The 18,116-nt window shown below is 31.4% G+C and carries 20 protein-coding genes; 10 read left to right on the plus strand and 10 right to left on the minus strand.

Annotated elements, in window-relative coordinates:
* The first annotated feature begins 39 nt into the window (after nt 1-39).
* Nucleotides 40-2,559 (plus strand): DNA gyrase subunit A, encoded by a 2,520-nt coding sequence (gyrA, locus tag IMZ30_RS11490; protein WP_207038436.1) that lies wholly within the window; start codon nt 40-42, stop codon nt 2,557-2,559.
* Between the two features lie 36 nt (nt 2,560-2,595).
* Complete coding sequence (locus IMZ30_RS11495; RefSeq protein ID WP_207038437.1) at nt 2,596-3,858, plus strand: tetratricopeptide repeat protein; 1,263 nt, start codon at nt 2,596-2,598, stop codon at nt 3,856-3,858.
* Between the two features lie 56 nt (nt 3,859-3,914).
* Here IMZ30_RS11495 and IMZ30_RS11500 read toward each other — a convergent pair whose 3' ends face one another.
* From IMZ30_RS11500 to IMZ30_RS11510, 3 genes are all read right to left on the minus strand, one after another.
* The gene (locus IMZ30_RS11500) at nt 3,915-4,781 is read right to left on the minus strand and encodes an RNA polymerase sigma factor RpoD/SigA (protein ID WP_073190523.1); all 867 of its coding nucleotides are present in this window, start codon (nt 4,779-4,781) and stop codon (nt 3,915-3,917) included.
* A gap of 94 nt (nt 4,782-4,875) precedes the next feature.
* On the minus strand, nt 4,876-5,283 hold the full coding sequence (locus IMZ30_RS11505) for a hypothetical protein (RefSeq protein WP_207038438.1): 408 nt from the start codon (nt 5,281-5,283) through the stop codon (nt 4,876-4,878).
* A gap of 155 nt (nt 5,284-5,438) precedes the next feature.
* Nucleotides 5,439-5,873: a peptidylprolyl isomerase gene (locus IMZ30_RS11510; RefSeq protein WP_207038439.1), complete on the minus strand. Its 435-nt coding sequence runs from the start codon at nt 5,871-5,873 to the stop codon at nt 5,439-5,441.
* 177 nt (nt 5,874-6,050) lie between these two features.
* Here IMZ30_RS11510 and IMZ30_RS11515 point away from each other — a divergent pair, with 177 nt between their 5' ends.
* Nucleotides 6,051-6,464 (plus strand): DUF2452 domain-containing protein, encoded by a 414-nt coding sequence (locus IMZ30_RS11515; RefSeq protein WP_207038440.1) that lies wholly within the window; start codon nt 6,051-6,053, stop codon nt 6,462-6,464.
* 97 nt (nt 6,465-6,561) lie between these two features.
* On the opposite strand, the gene IMZ30_RS11520 is transcribed toward IMZ30_RS11515, so the two are convergent.
* From IMZ30_RS11520 to IMZ30_RS11530, 3 genes are read right to left on the minus strand one after another with little or no spacing between them, the layout of a single operon-like run.
* A complete protein-coding gene (locus IMZ30_RS11520) occupies nt 6,562-7,407 on the minus strand; it encodes a flagellar motor protein MotB (protein WP_207038441.1) in 846 nt (281 codons plus the stop codon).
* Nucleotides 7,408-7,413: 6 nt separating this feature from the next.
* Nucleotides 7,414-8,064: a uracil phosphoribosyltransferase gene (gene upp, locus IMZ30_RS11525; protein ID WP_207038442.1), complete on the minus strand. Its 651-nt coding sequence runs from the start codon at nt 8,062-8,064 to the stop codon at nt 7,414-7,416.
* Nucleotides 8,065-8,101: 37 nt separating this feature from the next.
* Complete coding sequence (locus IMZ30_RS11530) at nt 8,102-8,524, minus strand: ArsC family transcriptional regulator (RefSeq protein WP_207038443.1); 423 nt, start codon at nt 8,522-8,524, stop codon at nt 8,102-8,104.
* 79 nt (nt 8,525-8,603) lie between these two features.
* Here IMZ30_RS11530 and IMZ30_RS11535 point away from each other — a divergent pair, with 79 nt between their 5' ends.
* Nucleotides 8,604-9,842: an NAD(P)/FAD-dependent oxidoreductase gene (locus IMZ30_RS11535; RefSeq protein WP_207038444.1), complete on the plus strand. Its 1,239-nt coding sequence runs from the start codon at nt 8,604-8,606 to the stop codon at nt 9,840-9,842.
* 49 nt (nt 9,843-9,891) lie between these two features.
* Nucleotides 9,892-10,440 (plus strand): DUF4251 domain-containing protein, encoded by a 549-nt coding sequence (locus IMZ30_RS11540; protein WP_207038445.1) that lies wholly within the window; start codon nt 9,892-9,894, stop codon nt 10,438-10,440.
* A gap of 138 nt (nt 10,441-10,578) precedes the next feature.
* On the opposite strand, the gene IMZ30_RS11545 is transcribed toward IMZ30_RS11540, so the two are convergent.
* On the minus strand, nt 10,579-11,625 hold the full coding sequence (locus IMZ30_RS11545; protein WP_207038446.1) for an NAD(P)-dependent alcohol dehydrogenase: 1,047 nt from the start codon (nt 11,623-11,625) through the stop codon (nt 10,579-10,581).
* Nucleotides 11,626-11,743: 118 nt separating this feature from the next.
* Here IMZ30_RS11545 and IMZ30_RS11550 point away from each other — a divergent pair, with 118 nt between their 5' ends.
* On the plus strand, nt 11,744-12,088 hold the full coding sequence (locus IMZ30_RS11550; RefSeq protein WP_207038447.1) for a DoxX family protein: 345 nt from the start codon (nt 11,744-11,746) through the stop codon (nt 12,086-12,088).
* Nucleotides 12,089-12,090: 2 nt separating this feature from the next.
* On the opposite strand, the gene IMZ30_RS11555 is transcribed toward IMZ30_RS11550, so the two are convergent.
* The 3 genes from IMZ30_RS11555 to IMZ30_RS11565 form a co-directional block, all read right to left on the minus strand.
* A complete protein-coding gene (locus tag IMZ30_RS11555) occupies nt 12,091-13,128 on the minus strand; it encodes an RluA family pseudouridine synthase (RefSeq protein ID WP_207038448.1) in 1,038 nt (345 codons plus the stop codon).
* 6 nt (nt 13,129-13,134) lie between these two features.
* Nucleotides 13,135-13,746 carry a PASTA domain-containing protein gene (locus IMZ30_RS11560; RefSeq protein WP_207038449.1) on the minus strand — a complete coding sequence of 204 codons (612 nt, stop codon included), beginning with the start codon at nt 13,744-13,746 and terminating at the stop codon, nt 13,135-13,137.
* A gap of 96 nt (nt 13,747-13,842) precedes the next feature.
* Complete coding sequence (locus tag IMZ30_RS11565) at nt 13,843-14,193, minus strand: 4Fe-4S dicluster domain-containing protein (RefSeq protein WP_207038450.1); 351 nt, start codon at nt 14,191-14,193, stop codon at nt 13,843-13,845.
* A gap of 61 nt (nt 14,194-14,254) precedes the next feature.
* On the opposite strand from IMZ30_RS11565, the gene IMZ30_RS11570 reads away from it, so the two are divergent.
* The 4 genes from IMZ30_RS11570 to IMZ30_RS11585 are packed head-to-tail and all read left to right on the plus strand — an operon-like array spanning nt 14,255 to nt 18,107.
* Nucleotides 14,255-15,298, plus strand: coding sequence for an acyl-CoA reductase (locus tag IMZ30_RS11570; RefSeq protein ID WP_207038451.1), 1,044 nt, complete (start codon nt 14,255-14,257; stop codon nt 15,296-15,298).
* Between the two features lie 23 nt (nt 15,299-15,321).
* Nucleotides 15,322-16,389, plus strand: coding sequence for a 3-phosphoserine/phosphohydroxythreonine transaminase (serC, locus tag IMZ30_RS11575; protein ID WP_207038452.1), 1,068 nt, complete (start codon nt 15,322-15,324; stop codon nt 16,387-16,389).
* Nucleotides 16,390-16,422: 33 nt separating this feature from the next.
* Nucleotides 16,423-17,382, plus strand: coding sequence for a D-2-hydroxyacid dehydrogenase (locus IMZ30_RS11580; protein WP_207038453.1), 960 nt, complete (start codon nt 16,423-16,425; stop codon nt 17,380-17,382).
* A complete protein-coding gene (locus IMZ30_RS11585; protein WP_207038454.1) occupies nt 17,379-18,107 on the plus strand; it encodes a septal ring lytic transglycosylase RlpA family protein in 729 nt (242 codons plus the stop codon). The genes IMZ30_RS11580 and IMZ30_RS11585 overlap by 4 nt, the downstream gene beginning before the upstream one ends.
* Nucleotides 18,108-18,116: the final 9 nt, after the last annotated feature.

Below are 18,116 nucleotides of genomic sequence, written 5' to 3' on the forward strand. Positions count from 1 at the left end.
ATTAGCAGCTTTCAAATTTAATTTAATAAATTTTAATATATGACTGAAGGAGAACAGTTAATTCCTATTAATATCGAAGATGAAATGAAAACAGCCTACATTGATTATTCAATGTCTGTTATCGTTTCTAGAGCACTTCCAGATGTTAGGGATGGTTTGAAACCCGTGCATAGACGTGTGCTTTTTGGTATGCATGAACTCGGAGTATTATCAAATAAATCACACAAAAAATCCGCAAGAATTGTTGGTGAGGTTCTTGGTAAATATCACCCACATGGAGATACATCCGTTTATGATACAATGGTTAGAATGGCTCAAAGTTGGAGCTTACGTTATCAGTTAGTCGATGGCCAAGGTAATTTTGGTTCTGTAGATGGCGATAGTCCGGCCGCTATGCGTTATACAGAGGCTAGAATGCAGAAGATAAGCGAAGAGATGTTGGCTGATATTGACAAAGAGACCGTAGACTATTCGCTTAATTTTGATGACACTCTAGAAGAACCTACCGTTTTACCAACCCGAATTCCTAACTTACTTGTAAATGGTGCAAGTGGAATTGCCGTAGGTATGGCAACTAATATGCCACCTCATAATTTATCAGAAGTTATTGATGGTACAACAGCTTATATCAATGATAATTCAATTGAAGTAGAAGGTTTAATGGAGTATATAAAAGCTCCTGACTTTCCAACAGGTGGAATTATTTATGGTTATGAAGGTGTAAGAGAAGCTTTCAAAACAGGTAGAGGTCGTGTAGTTATGAGAGCTAAAACCCACTTTGAGGAAGTCAATGGAAAAGAATGCATCATTGTAACCGAAATTCCTTATCAGGTTAACAAAGCAGATATGATTAAAAAAACTGCTGACATGGTTAACGACAAAAAAATTGAAGGAATTTCATTAATAAGAGACGAATCTGACCGTAATGGAATGCGTATCGTTTATTTTTTAAAGCGCGACGCAGTTCCTAATGTTGTTTTAAATACATTATTTAAACATACTGCACTACAAACTTCATTTAGCGTTAATAATATCGCACTTGTAAATGGTCGACCTGAACAATTGAATTTAAAAGACCTTATTGTTCATTTTGTAGACCATAGACATGATGTGGTGATTAGAAGAACAAAATATCTTTTGAAAAAAGCCGAAGAACGCGCTCATATTTTAGAAGGACTAATCATTGCATCAGACAATATAGATGAAGTTATAGCTATTATAAGAGGTTCAAAAAATGCTGAAGAGGCTAGAACTAAACTGATTGAACGTTTTAGTTTAACTGAAATTCAAGCAAAAGCAATTGTAGAGATGCGATTGCGACAACTCACAGGTTTAGAACAAGATAAACTTCGTTCAGAATATGAAGAGCTCATGAAAACCATCGATGATTTAAAAGATATTCTAGCCAATGAAGATCGCAGGATGCAAATCATAAAAGATGAACTTCTTGAAATTAAAGAGAAGTATGGTGATGAAAGACGCTCTATTATTAATTTGGCTGGCGGTGATGTCAGTATTGAAGATATGATACCTAATGAAAGTGTTGTTGTAACAATTTCACATGCGGGTTATATTAAACGTACACCATTAGCTGAATACAAAACCCAAAGTCGTGGTGGAGTAGGGCAAAAAGCATCTACAACAAGAGATGAAGACTTTTTAGAATATATCTTTGCAGGAACCAATCACCAATACATGTTATTTTTTACCCAAAAAGGAAAATGTTTTTGGATGAGAGTTTATGAAATTCCTGAAGGTAGTAAAACTTCTAAGGGTCGAGCAATCCAAAACTTAATTAGTATTGAACCTGATGATAAGATTAATGCCTTCATTTGTGTTGAAGATTTAAACGATGAAGAATTTATCAACAGTCATTATGTTGTCATGGCAACAAAAAAAGGTCAAATCAAGAAAACAGTTTTAGAACAATATTCTCGTCCACGTAGTAATGGTATTAATGCCATCACTATTAAAGATGGAGATGAATTACTTTCAGCAGCATTAACAACAGGCGATAGCCACGTGATGCTTGCCGTTAAAAGTGGTAAAGCCATTCGCTTTGAAGAGGATAAAACAAGACCAATGGGTAGAAACGCCTCAGGAGTTCGTGGCATAAAACTTGCAGATGATAATGATGAAGTTGTTGGAATGGTTACAGTTAACAAACCTAAAGAAGAAACTATTTTAGTTGTTTCAGAAAACGGGTATGGAAAACGTACTTTTATAGATGATGAAGATGGTGAACAAATTTATCGCATCACAAATCGTGGTGGTAAAGGAGTAAAAACCATCACTATTTCTGAAAAAACTGGTTCACTTGTTGCTATGAAAAGTGTAACAGATGATGAAGATTTAATGATAATAAAAAAATCTGGTGTTGCTATAAGGATGTCTGTAAATGAACTCCGAGTTATGGGTAGAGCTACGCAAGGTGTAAAACTTATCAACTTAAAAGATGAAGATTCTATTGCAGCCGTTGCTAAAATAGCAAAACAAGATGAGGATGAAGATCTTGAAATTAAAACTTCAGAAGAGAATAATACTTCAACAGAATATTAATAATCCAATAAAAATAAATTTAAGTTTACAAACGACATGAAAAAGACAGTATTTAGTTTAGCCTTTTTAGCTACGACCTTAATCTTTGCTCAAAAAAGTGAAGTAAAAGATGCTGAAGATGCTTTAGAAGTTAATGATTTTGGAACGGCAATCAGCTTACTTAAGAAAGCAGAGTCTATGAAATCTGAATTAAATAACAGGTGGTTGTCTGAATTTTATCTATTAAAAGGCAAAGCTTATGAAATGAGAGCATTTGCAGGTAATAATACGCTTGAAGATATTGATATAGCTGCTAAAGCTTACGAAAATGCAATAGATTTAGGTAGAGATGTTGAAGACGCTAATAAGAAACTACAGGTTATGAAACAAAACCTAGTAAATAGCGCAATCAAAGATCAAAACAAAGGTGAAAACCTAACAGCTTCTAATAAGCTCTATAAGAGTTATACGCTTAACAAGAAAGATACCATGTATTTGTACTATGCAGCATCTGCAGCAGTTCAAGCCCAAAAATATGATGTAGCTATAGATTACTACAGTCAACTGATGGATTTAGGCTATAAAGGAATCAAAACACAATTTATAGCTACAAATGTCGAAACGGGTAAAGAAGAAGCATTCCAGACTAAAGATATGAGAGATTTTTCAGTCAAATCTGGAAAATATATCAATCCAAAAGATGAAGTATCTAAATCAGTTCGTGGTGAAATTGCTAAAAACATGACATTGATTTACATTCAACAAGATAAAACTGAAAAAGCACTTGAAGCTATTGCAGAAGCAAAAAAAGAGAGTCCTGACGACTTAGAAATTCTTCAAGCAGAAGCAGACCTATATTACAGATTGGGTAATATTGAAAAATATAATCAAATTATGAAAGAGGTTGTAAATGAAGATCCAAATAATCCTACTTTATATTATAATCTTGGTGTAAGTGCTGAACAACTAGGCGATTTAAAAGGTGCTCGTGAATATTACGAAAAAGCAATTGAACTTGATCCTAAGTTAGAAAATGCCTATGTAAATTTAGCTACAGCAACATTAGCTAAAGAAAAGGAACTTGTAGAGCAAATGAACAAACTAGGAACTTCTCCCGCAGAAAATAAAAAATATCAGGAACTCAATAAAGAACGAAAAAAGTATTATCGTGAAGCTTTACCTTATTTAGAAAAAGTTGTTGAAATTAATCCTAAAAACTTAGATGCGTTAAAAACTTTATTAAATATATATTATCAATTAGCTGAAGATGAAAAGGCTAAGAAAATTAATAGTCAAATTAAAGAATTAACAGGAGAATAAATAAATTTAATTTTAAACAAATAAAAAAAGCGGTTCAAAAAGAACCGCTTTTTTTATTAACCTAAATACTTTTTAAGTATTTTATTTTTTGACTGATGTTTAAGGCGTCTTATGCCTTTTTCTCTAATCTGTCTTACACGTTCTCGACTTAAATCAAAAGTATCACCAATTTCTTGAAGTGTCATTGCTGGTTGATTTCCAATGCCGTAATTTAATCTTATTACATCAGCTTCTCGCTGAGACAAAGTATCAAGTGCTCTATTAATTTCAACACTTAAAGAATCTCTCATTAACTGGTCATCAGGAGTAGGAGATTCTGCAGAACTTAATACATCATATAAGTTAGAATCATTCTCACCTTCTTTAAAAGGCGCATCCATCGATAAATGACGCCCAGAATTTTTCAGCGCAACTTTTACTTGTGATTCACTCATTTCAAGCTCTTTCGCTATTTCAGAAGCTGATGGTGGTCGTTCATTAACTTGCTCTAAATGAGAAAAAGTCTTATTAATTTTATTAATAACACCTATTTTATTTAAAGGTAACCTTACAACACGAGATTGTTCGGCAAGTGCTTGTAAAATAGATTGTCTAATCCACCAAACCGCATATGAAATAAATTTGAAACCACGAGTTTCATCAAAACGTTTAGCAGCTTTAACTAAGCCAACATTACCTTCATTAATTAAATCAGGAAGTTTTAAGCCTTGGTTTTGGTACTGCTTAGCTACAGAAACAACAAAACGCAGGTTAGCATTTGTTAATTTTTCGAGGGCAACTTGATCACCTTCTCTAATTCGTTGAGCTAATTCAACCTCTTCTTCAGCTGTTATTAAATCAACTTTACTAATGTCTTGTAAATATTTATCTAAGGATTTGGATTCACGATTGGTTACTTGTTTAGTTATCTTTAATTGTCTCATATATAGTAAAAAATATTAAAGTATTAATATAGAAATCTTGCTAAGATAGTGATTTAAAAGTAAATATCCAAATTTATATTTGATTATCAATCATTTACAGTTCAGTAAGGTTAAATAAAACTATTAAAAACCATATGATTGTTCTTAACCAATTATAACTAATGAGGTTTTTTAAGTCTGTTGTATTATTTTGCCTAGCTTCTATTTTTTGATGCAAAGGGACAAAGTATATAAAGGTTATTAACCAAACTGCGACAATTAAAACAGTTTGAACAATTTCAACATAGCTAAAATCAAATAATAAAGTATAGGCGTGCATAGCAACTTGAGTCATCATTAGTGGAGCTACTATGGCTGTAATTCTTGGAGTGTAAGTTTGATGCCATTGTACTAAATCGATTTTAGAGTAATATGTAAATGAAGGATAAACAATCACCTGAACCATCAAAATTAGTACAAGTAAACCGAAATCTACCCAAGGTTTTAAAACTTCTATTATCATTTCTCTTAATTAATTATAAGCAAATTGCTAGATTACTAGCTTAGATTTAATAATGCAAAAATAGGGCAGAGCCAATTCAAGAAATGCTAAAAACTTATTAAACTAAAAAAGCCATCTTGTCAAAAAGATGGCTTTTACTTATCTGTTATAAAAACTTACGATTTGATTTCAACTAACTCAAGATCAAAAGTTAAATCATGTCCTGCTAATGGATGGTTAGCATCAACTACAATATGGTCGTCATTAACTTCAGCGACACGTAATTGACGTTCAGTACCATCTGGATTTTGAGAAACTAATCCCATACCAACTTTTGGTTCAATTTCTTTAGGTAATTGTGCTTTATCTACCTTTTGAAAAAGCTCTTCACGAACATCACCATAAGCTTCATCTTTTTTGATGTTTATTGTTTTCTTTTCGTTAACTTTCATATCAATAACACCTTTTTCAAAACCAGGAATTAGCATACCTTCACCTAAGGTAAATTCTAATGGCTCACGCTCAAGTGAACTATCAAATACTTCTCCATTTGAAGCTAATTTTCCTGTGTAATGTACTTTAATGGTGTCTTTTTCTTTTACTTGACTCATAAAAATGTAATTTACTGATTTAAAATTATTTGCAAAACTAGGGTTTCTTTAACGCAATACCATAAAAAAGACCAATTAATTGTTTAATTAGCTCTATTTATGGCTTAGTTTATTAATTTTTTCAAAAAACAATGCCTCTCAACTTCAGTTCGTTTTAATTTAGTTTTAAAAAATTTAATGTCTGCAAAATCTAAAAAACCAGATCAAGTAGTTTTTAATTCTGAAACTGAAAAATATGAAGCTAGTATTTTACCTTATGGAACTAATTCTAGTGCGCCTAAAATAACTCCAAACGATTTAACAGGCTGGAAAAATTCTAATGTTGCTAAAGTTAATCACCAAATTAATACTGAGTATGAAAATTTAAAATCACAGTTTGAAGACTTGATGGATAAATTTAAATACAATAATTTAATATACAGTGCCAAATTTAACTTTGAGCCTATTGTTGGTCAAATTTACCACCTATATCGTGATAAAAATGAAGATTTATTTTTATCTCTAATCTCACCAAGCGAATGTAGTTTTAATTATCAAGGTAGCTTCAAATTAAATGAGGATAAATTATGGATTAAAGTAGAAAAATCTTAATAATGTTTGTTTATCATTAAATCCTGTTCTCCTTAAAACAAAAATCCAATTTTATTAAATTGGATTTTTGTTTTTTATAAGTATATCTCAATATTGTTTAATCTAGTACAGACTGAAATTCTTTTAAATTTGGAACTAATTTGATAGTAACACGTCTATTTTTTGCTCGACCTTCAGCTGTTGAATTATCAGCTATGGGTTGGTATTCACTTGCTCCGCTTACTAAAACTCTCTTAAGGTTTACATTAAATTTTTCATTTAAAATTCTAGCTACTGAAGCGGCACGTTTTAAACTTAACTCTAAATTATCTTTTACAAATTTGTTTGGCGTAACTTTTACATTGTCGGTATGTCCTACAATGCTTACTTTAATATTAGACTTTAAGTTAATAGTGTTTGCAATATTTTCAATTAAATCATAAATAGAAGGTTTCACAAAAGCACTTCCAGATTTAAATAATATGGCGTTAGATATATCAATTTCAACTAAAGCTTGATTGACATTTACATTTAAAAAGTTTGCATTTTCAGTTTTTGAATCCTCAGCCATTTGGCTTAACAAAGACGATTTGATGTTTTCAGAAATGGCTATGTTAAGTGAATCTTTAAAGTTTTTAGCAGATGCCAATTTAGATTCGTCGATATTTTGCAAGATTCTATCAACTTTTTGACGAGTTTCTGGCAGAATCATCGTGCCGTCTTCAGTCATTGTTAGTTTATTTTCATTATCGGCTTGTAAATTTTCAACTTGAGCTTGGTAAGCAAATATTTTATCTTCTATAGCTTCAACTTGGTCTTTAATTGAATCATTTTCCTTCCTAAGCTGAGAAATTTCTTCAGATTTTAGTTGGAGTTTATTTTCAGCTTGTGTTAATTTTTTTTTCGAAACACAACTGCTTAATAGAATTCCTAAAATTGTTAATGTGATTAAATTTTTTTTCATCTTCTTTTATTGTTTTGGACCATAAGCTAAATCTCCAGCATCTCCAAGACCTGGGATTATATAAGCTTTTTCATTTAAATGATCATCTTTAGATGCAACCCAAAGTGTCACTGGCAAGTTACTGAAATTTTGTTTTAAATAACTAATTCCCTCAGGTGCAGCGACAACTGTTGCAATGTGAATGTGAGTAGGTGAGTGGTTACTTAATAATTGTTGTAGACTTTTTACCATCGAATGACCAGTTGCTAACATTGGGTCTGCAATTATTAAAGTCTTATTATTAATATTAGGTAAAGATTTATAAGCCAAATCTATTATTATTTTACCATTATTATTAATTCTATTTGCTGAAATAAATCCGTTTTCTGCATGGTCAAAATAACTTAAAAAACCTTGATGAAGTGCTAAACCTGCTCTTAAAATTGATATAATTACAGGTTGAGATACTAAATTAATTGACTTTTTATCACCAAGAACTGTTTTAATTGTTTTAGGCTCAAAAGCTAAAGACCTACTTATTTCATAAGCCATTATTTCACCAATTCTTTTTAAATTATTCCTAAAAAGATGAGCGTTTTTTTGATAATTTTCTTCACGAATTTCGTTTACAAATTGATGTAAAATAGAAGGTGTTTGATCTAATATTTTAATTTGCATCATTAAAATTTTAAGCAAACATACAAAATTATACTATTTATGGAATTTTAACATCTCCAGAATCACTTTCCTGAAGCTGCATTAAATCGTTAATTTGTGTAATAAATATTGCTTTATTTCCACGAATAGCAATACCATGTTTAATTACAGCTTGGTTATGGCTTAGTAACTTTAAAAGTTGGTTTGGTTCTACATCAATATTTTTCCCCAATTTAGAAGTTATTATTTCATGATCGAAATTAATTAAATCATCCACCTTAACCTTCAATAAATCAGCTAAATCAGCCCATTGAGTTTCTGTGAGTTGAACTTCTTCTAAATTAACTACTTTTGTAATTGCTTTTGAAGCTTCGGCAACGGCAATACTTTGCTTTGCTAAACGATTATCGGTATGAATGTATAATGTAATTTCGTTGTTATTAGTAGATATAACTCCCATATTTTTGTTATTATTAGACATATTTTTTGTTCTAATGTATTAAAACTTTTAGTTTAGAAAATCTATTTAATAAAACTTTATAAACAATTGATAAGAATTTATGAATAAACCTAAAATTGCTATTATTGGTGCTGGTGTTAGTGGCCTTGTTGCAGGAATTAATTTAAAAAATGCTGGTTACAATTTTGATATTTTTGATGCCTCAGATCGAGTTGGTGGTCGCGTAAAAACCGATTATAGAGAAGGTTTTAAATTTGATCACGGTTTTCAAGTACTTTTAACGGCTTATCCAGCCGCTCAAAAATATTTAGATTTTGAATTACTTGATTTAAAATACTTCAAACCAGGCGCTAAAATATTTAAAAATGGAAAGTCACAATCAATCGGTGACCCATTAAGAGATTTAAGTTTGTTAATACCAACTATTACTGCAAAAATTGGGAGTATCAGTGATAAATTTAAAATACTAAAACTAAGATCTTATTTACAAAACCAGTCTTTTGATTCTATTTTTAGAAAAAATGAAGTCACGACCTTAGAATATTTAAAAGAGTTTGGTTTTTCAAGTCAAATAATTCAAGATTTTTTTAAACCCTTTTTTTCTGGGATTTTTCTAGAAACAGAACTTAAAACATCATCACGTAAATTTGAATTTGTTTATAAAATGTTCACAGAAGGTTATGCCGCTGTACCCAGTAAAGGAATTCAAGCCATTTCTAATCAATTGGCAGCAAAACTTGATAAGTCGAATTTTAATTTTAATACCACAATTAAAAATGTCAATAACCAAACCATTAGTTTTAAAGATGGGAAAACTTCAACTTATGATTATGTGATAATAGCTACTGAAGCATCTCAACTGATCTCAAACTTAAACAATCAAGAAATCGAGTGGAAGTCTGTCGAAAACCTATACTATAAAACCACTTCAAATTTAAATCCAAGTATAATCAACCTAATTGCTGATAATCAAGCCCTCATCAATAATTTTCATTTAGAACATCAAAACAATCAACCCATTATTTCTGTGAGTGTTGTTAAGGAACATGACTTGACAAAAGAACAATTAATTGAACATGTTAAACAAGAACTTAGAGATTTATGCCATATTGAAGTATTTGAGTGTATAAAATATTTTTCGATTAAAAAAGCATTACCAATTATGGCATCTGTTAACTACATGTTACCAAAATCAGAAACTCAATTAAAAGATCATATTTTTTTAGCAGGTGATCATCTAGCAAACGGTTCATTAAACGCAGCGATGCTTAATGGAGAGTCTGCAGCACAAGCTGTTATTGAAAAGATTGAAAATGGAATTATTAACATAGAAGGTTAAAATTTAGATTAAATAACTGATGATCTGTATATTACTATAAAATTATATTATGAAATATTTGAAGTTTATAGGTGTAATTATAATAATAAGTTTCATTCAAGCCTGCGCCAGTTCTTCAATAATTGCTACTGAAGAACAAAAGGCTAAGCTTGAACAAATCATAAATGATGAATCCTTTAATATAGAATCGAAAGTGGCGTATCCAATGCCATCATCAGGTATGAATGCTGTAAGCAATTTAAATTTATTACCATTTGGTAGTTCAGCTAATAGAATTGATATATCGATGACCGCTAATCACATTAAATTTTTGGAAGATTCTATAGATATTAATTTACCATATTATGGTGAGCGTCAATTAGGTAATGGATATTCAAATGAAAATGGAATTAATGTTCAAGGTAAACCAAAGCACGTATCGATAGATTACAATGAATCAAAAAAGAGATATCGTATTAAGTTTGAGGCTAAAAATAAAACAGAATCATTAAATTTTGATATTTCGATTTATCATAATTTAAAAACATCTGTACGCATCAATAGCTCAGACCGAACAAGTATTCGTTTTGATGGTAACGTTAAAATGATAGAGGATTAAATTTAAACTTTAATCTTCTATTTGTTAGATTTTATTTTACATAATATAAATTATAAGACAAATATATGAATAAATAACACCGAACCTAAAAACAAGTTCGGCGTTATTTGATTGGTTCTCATAAATTAGTTAATGAAACTATTTTAAAGTTTTCATATCAATAACAAATCTGTATTTAACATCAGAATTTGTTACACGCTCATAAGCATCATTAATATGTTGCATATCAATCATTTCTACATCGCAAGTAATATTATGTTTTCCACAGAAATCTAACATTTCCTGGGTTTCTTTTATACCACCAATTAATGAACCAGATACACGTTTACGACCTAAAATAACAGATGCGCCGTGCATTGGTTCTAGTGGCTCTATTGCACCTACTAAGCACATGGTTTTATCTCGTTTTAATAAAGTTAAATACGGATTCATATCGTGTTTTACGGGAATTGTATTCAATAAAAAATCAAAGCTGTTAGCATGATTTTTCATTTGTTGACTATCTTCTGAAATCAAAACTTCGTGTGCACCTAATTTTTTGGCATCTTGAGCTTTGTCTTCAGATCTCGTGATCATTACAACATGAGCGCCAAGTGCATTAGCAAATTTAATTCCCATATGGCCTAAACCACCTAAACCAACTACACCAACTTTGTCACCTTTTTTAACATTCCAATGGCGTAATGGCGACCAAGTCGTAATACCAGCACATAATAAAGGTGCAGTTGCTTTCAAATCTAAACTTTCAGGAACATTTAAGACGAAATGTTCATCAACAACAATTTCTTGAGAATATCCGCCAAATGTATGGCCGCCTAAATGTTTATCTTTACCATTATACGTACCAACCATTCCTTCTTCACAAAACTGTTCTAAATCATCTTGGCATGATGGACAACTTCTGCATGAATCTACCATACAACCTACACCAACAGTTTGACCAATTTTAAATGCGGTCACATCATCGCCAATAGCTTCAACAGTTCCAATAATTTCATGACCTGGTATAACAGGATATTTACTGCCACCCCAATCATTTCTCACGGTGTGAATATCACTATGACAAACACCACAAAAATCAATTTTAATTTTTACATCTTTCGGATTTAAATCTCTTCGTTCTATTTTTAATTCTTCTAATGCTGCATCTGAAGATTTAGCACCATAAGCTTTAATTGTTTTCATAAATTTTTTATTTCAAAACTAAGGTTAAATCATTCTGAACAATTCAAATTTTAAATTTTTGATATTTATTTAACTTTATTAATAAAGTCATCTTTAATCAAATGTTCAACTTTACAATATGATTTATAACAGTATTGTTTTATTGAATGCGTTTGCCTTTTTAGTTTATGGTTTAAGTTGTTTATTAACTACTAAAATGAAAGATGAGTTCAAGCGATTTGGGATACCTCAATTTAGAATTCTTACAGGAATTTTACAAGTTTTAGGTGGTCTAGGCTGTATTATCGGCTTTATTTGGCTTGACCAATTACTATTTATATCGACTATTGGGCTGGCTATTTTAATGTTTAGTGGAATTATTGTTCGATTAAAGATTAAAGATGCTTTATTTGCAGCAATGCCAGCTTTAACCTTTTTCATTTTAAATTTAATTATAGCTTACAAAACCTATATTTTATTATAAACTTAATTAGCGTTAATACTATTTTTAGCATAATTATGCCATTTTTCAATACACTGCTGCATATCTTTAGGTAAATCTGCTTCAAACTTTAAAAATGCTCCTGTAGTTGGGTGTTCAAACCCTAAGGTTTTAGCATGTAAGGCTTGACGTGGTAAAATTTTAAAGCAATTATCTACAAACTGTTTGTATTTAGTAAAAGTTGTTCCTTTTAAAATTTTATCGCCACCGTAGCGCTCATCGTTAAATAACGTATGACCGATGTGTTTCATATGCACACGAATTTGATGTGTACGACCCGTTTCTAATTGACAACTCACTAAAGTCACGTAACCTAAGCGTTCAATAACTTTATAATGCGTAATAGCTGGCTTACCTTGATCTGCGTCATCACCTTCAAAAACTATATTTTGTAGGCGATTTTTAGGATTACGACCAATATTACCTTCTACTCGACCTTCATCCTCTTTTATATTTCCCCACACAATAGCAACGTATTCACGTTCACTTGTTTTATTAAAAAATTGTTTTGAAAGATGCGTCATAGCTTTTTCTGTTTTGGCAACAACAAGCAAACCACTTGTATCTTTGTCAATTCTATGAACTAAACCTGGGCGATCACTAGAATTATTTGGTAGGTGGTCAAAGTGATAAACTAACGCATTTATTAATGTTCCTGAATAATTTCCGTGACCTGTATGCACAACCATGCCAGCTGGTTTATTTACTACTAATAAATCATCATCTTCGAAAACTATATCAAGCGGAATATTTTCTGGAGTAAGTAAATTTTCATAAGGTGGATAGCTCAACAATACCTTAACTTCATCAAAGGCTTTTACTTTATAATTTTGTTTAACCGGTTTACCGTTTACGAAAATGTTGCCTTCTTTTGCTGCAGCTTGAATTTTATTTCGAGTGGCGTTTTCTATAAAATTCATTAAAAACTTATCTACTCTAAGTGGCTCTTGACCTGATGCTGCTGTAAAACTATGATGCTCAAATAAATCGTCGCTATCAATAACTTGATTGTCGTTTTGCATGTTAAATTAAGGATTTACAGTGTTGTTATTTAAGTCTTTAGCTTTATCAGTATCCTGACCATACTTTAAATTTCCGTCGCCTACAACAATATCGATAACACTTTTTTTAGGAAGTTTATCTCCTGATTTTAAAACTTGTCCATTATTCTGTAATTCTAAAACAGCTCCTTTAGCCATGTCGGGTTTTTCTATTGTATCGCCAATTTTAAATCCTCTTGCTAATAAACTAGGCTGGACTTGACGTAAGGTTTTTCTAATCAAGTTATCTGGAATTTCAACTTTTGCATAACCTGATGGATTTACTGTAAGATATATCTTTCTTTGCTCTTTTACCTTTTTTCCTGGCAATGGTGTTTGATCTAACACCGAAAATGGTGGATATTCAGGGTTAAAACTGGCAGAATCTAAAACTGTATAGCGTAAATTCATCTCATCTAACTTCTTATCTACAATATTTAGGGACAGTTTTGATAAATTAGGAACTGTAATTGTATCACCATGATTGGTTGTAAATTTTAACCATTGTAAAGTACCAAATACAATAATCACTAGCGTAACAATAGCAATACCTAATTGTATAAGGAACTGTTTACTGAAAATGAATTTTAAAAGAGACATTTATTAATTTTTAAGCAAATATACATATTAAAAAAGCATAAAAAAATCGGTAAAACATATGGTTTTACCGATTTTAAGAACTTATAATTCAATTTCTTATTCTTTGTGCATAAAAGATTGCTTTCCTAAAAGCTCTTCTTCTGTTTCTTCATGTTCTTCATCTGGTACACAACAATCTACTGGGCAAACTGCTGCGCACTGTGGTTCTTCATGAAAACCCATGCATTCGGTACATTTATCAGCAACTATGTAATAAAGTTCGTCACTAATTGGCTCTTGAGCTTCATTTGCATCAGCTTCTTTACCATTGGGCAATACTATTTGTCCATCTAGATCAGTTCCATCTGCATAGCGCCAATCATCCGCACCTTCATATATTGCTGTATTTGGACATTCTGGTTCACACGCACCACAATTTATACATTCGTCAGTTATTTTGATAGCCATTTTTTCTTATTTATGTAGTTTTGTTCAAAAATAACCACAAACAAGCTGAAAAACAAACTCTATGTCTTTAGATGATAAAAAAAAGGCGTTAATTGACTTAAGTCAGTTTCTTCAAAATCATATTAATGAAGTTAAAAGTAACTCTGAAATTGATTTACATCATAAGTTAAATGAAGCAATTGAGCTAAGTCAACAACATAACACTTGGTTTACTAATGAATTCATTTACAAATCATTATCAAGCTGGTCTAAAGCATTAAATGAAATAAATTTAAAAACTTGGTTATCTAATTATAATCTTGAAGATTTAAACCCAAACTCTCATGTGGTTGCCATTATTTGCGCTGGTAATATTCCTCTTGTTGGTTTTCATGATTGCTTGTGTGGGTTAATAACTGGTCATAATTTAATTATAAAATATTCTAGTAAAGATCAATTCTTACTTCGGTTTATGGTTGATTTTTTACTCAACACTGGAGCGTTTTCTTCTCAGGTTATATTTACTGATGGTCAATTAAATAATTTTGATGCTGTAATTGCTACAGGAAGTAATAATACATCACGTTATTTTGAATATTATTTTAGAAATAAAGCAAGTATCATTCGGAAAAATAGAAATTCTGTAGCTGTATTAACTGGCCAAGAAACTTCTTCAGAATTAGAAAAATTAGGCCAAGACATTTTTTCATATTTTGGTTTAGGTTGTCGTAATGTTTCAAAATTATATGTTCCTGAAAATTACGATTTTAAACATTTTTTCGAATCGATTTATAAATTTTCAGATATTATTAATCACCACAAATACGCAAATAACTACGACTACAATAAAGCTGTATATTTAATGAGTGATATAAAATTATTTGATAACAATTTTATAATATTAAAACATGATACCGGCTTCAGCTCGCCTATTGCCTGCTTGTTTTATGAGTATTATTCCGATGAAAATCAACTTGTTGAAGAACTTCAACAAAAAGAAAGTCAGTTGCAATGTGTAGTCGGAAACACAGCATCTTGCACAGTTAGATTTGGCGAAACACAATCTCCAGAATTATGGGATTATGCCGATGGCATTGATACGATGAATTTTTTACTAAATTTATAGGCTTAAAAAGAAAGAAACATATTATGAATCGACCTCACAATTTCAGTGCTGGACCTTGTATTTTACCGCTTGAAGTATTTGAAAAGGCCTCACAATCAGTCATTGACCTAGATCTTTCTGGTTTATCTATTCTTGAAATTTCGCATCGTAGTCCTGCTTTTGTTAAAATTATGGAACGTGCTCAAGATTTGGCATTATCGCTTACTGGACTTCAAAATAAGGGTTATAAAGCTTTATTCCTGCAAGGTGGAGCAAGCCTTCAGTTTTTAATGACGACTTACAACTTGCTTGAAAAAAAGGCCGCCTATCTCGATACAGGAACATGGTCTTCAAAAGCCATCAAAGAAGCTAAACTGTTTGGAGAAATTGATGTTATTGCTAGCTCTCAAGATAAGAATTATAATTATATTCCTAAAAACTATAAAATTACTGAAGACTATGATTATGTGCACTGCACAAGCAATAACACAATCTTTGGCACACAAATTAAACACTTCCCTTCTACTTCATCGCCGTTGGTTTGTGATATGAGTAGTGATATTTTTTCTCGTGAAATCGATTTTTCAGCATTTGATTTAATTTATGCTGGTGCTCAAAAAAATATGGGGCCTGCTGGTGCTACTTTAGTTTTAGTTAAAGAATCAATTTTAGGGAAAGTAACACGTCAAATACCATCTATGCTTAATTATCAAACCATGATTAGTAAAGATAGTATGTTTAATACGCCACCAGTATTTTCAGTTTATGTTTCAATGCTCAATTTAGAGTGGCTTGAACGCAATGGCGGAATTAAAGCTATAGAAGAAAAAAATAAAGTGAAGGCTGAAATGATTTATACTGAAATAGACCGAAATCCTTTATTTAACGGTTTTGCTGAAGTTGAAGATCGATCGATGATGAATGCGACCTTTAATTTAACAGATGATAAATTGAAGTCTAAATTTAATGACTTAGCCCAAAAGCACCAATTAAATGGCATCAACGGCCACAGAAGCGTCGGCGGCTATCGCGCTTCTATGTACAATGCTCTACCTTTAGAAAGTGTTGAAGCACTAGTTAATGCCATGAAAACTTTAGAAAAAATAGCTTAATAGCTTTTAAAGAATAAAATATAATTTAAATATATGAACATATTAGCAAATGATGGCATATCAAAATCTGGTGTTGATAAGCTTGAAACCAGCAATTTTAAGGTTTTCCAAACTAAAGTTGCTCAAGAACAATTAGCCAACTTTATTAACAATAATAACATCGAAGTTATTTTAGTAAGAAGTGCAACTAAAGTTCGTAAAGAATTAATTGACCAGTGCCCTAACCTTAAAATTATTGGACGTGGTGGTGTTGGCTTAGACAATATTGATGTTGATTATGCTAAATCAAAACATATTGAAGTTATAAATACACCAGCAGCTTCTTCAGAAAGTGTTGCCGAACTCGTAATTGGTCATGCCTTAAGCTGTTTACGTTTTTTAAAGGATGCCAATCGCGCAATGCCTCTTGAAGGTGACCAAAATTTTAAAGCGCTGAAAAAAAATTATGCTGGAGGACTAGAATTAAAAGGCAAAACCATGGGAATTGTTGGTTTTGGTAGAATTGGTCAAACTGTTGCTAAAAAAGCTATTGGACTAGGAATGCATGTGATAGCGTATGATAAATTTATAGAAGAGACAAATATTAAAATTGAATTCTTCGATGGTCAATCGCTTAATTTTAATATAAAAACCTCAAGTTTTGAAGAGCTTTTAAAATCTTCTGATATTATAACGCTTCATGTACCATCTCAAAACGATTATATTTTAGGAAAAGCTGAATTTGAAAAAATGAAATCAACCGCGGGAATTATTAATACAGCTCGTGGTGGAGTTATAGACGAGTTTGCTTTAGTTGAAGCTTTAAATAATTCTAAAATAGCGTTCGGTGCCTTAGATGTTTTCGAAAAAGAGCCAACACCAGAAATTGCTTTATTAATGCAAGATAAATTGTCCTTAAGTCCACATATTGGCGGTGCTACGATTGAAGCTCAATCCAGAATTGGTGAAGAATTAGCAGAACAAATCATTGAAATTTATAATTCAAAAAAATGAAGCAACTCACTTTAATTTTATGCTTTGCTTTGTTTCAAATTGGTTTTTCTCAGATTCAAACTGGCAAAGCTTCGTTTTACGCAGATAAATTTGAGGGTCGTCAAACGGCGAGTGGCGAAATTTATACACATAACAAAGCAACTGCAGCTCACCGTAAATTAGCATTTGGCACTAAAGTACGCGTTACTAATTTAGCTAATAATAAAAGTGTTATCGTGGTTATCAACGATCGCGGGCCATTTATACGTGGTCGGATTATAGATTTATCAAAATCTGCTGCACAGATTTTAGGTTTTGTTGGTAGTGGTGTTGCTGATGTAAATGTAGAAGTTTTAAGCAATAATGCTTCACAAACTGAAATCACTAAAACTTCTCAATCAACTCCAGCAACTTCAACTGATACAGAAGCTCCTAATCGAATTACGTCAACGGCTATAAATAACTATAGTTCATCTGACTTTTACTCACTTAAAGTTAATCAAATTCAACCTGACTTTATCGGTGTTCAAATTGGAAGTTTTAAAGAAATGGCAAACCTGATTCGAATGGCTGACCGATTAAAATTAAGTTATAATGAATCTGTAACGGTGCAAGTTAAAACCGTTAATGAAACACGTTTATACTCACTTATTTTAGGTAATTTTGGCAATCGATTAGCAGCAGAACGCTTTATTAAAAAAATTAGTAAAGATTATCCAGATGCGTTTATTGTAGATATGCAGTAAACCAAATGA

Source organism: Psychroflexus sp. ALD_RP9 (assembly GCF_017311165.1).
In the GTDB taxonomy this organism is placed as follows: Bacteria; Bacteroidota; Bacteroidia; order Flavobacteriales; family Flavobacteriaceae; genus Psychroflexus.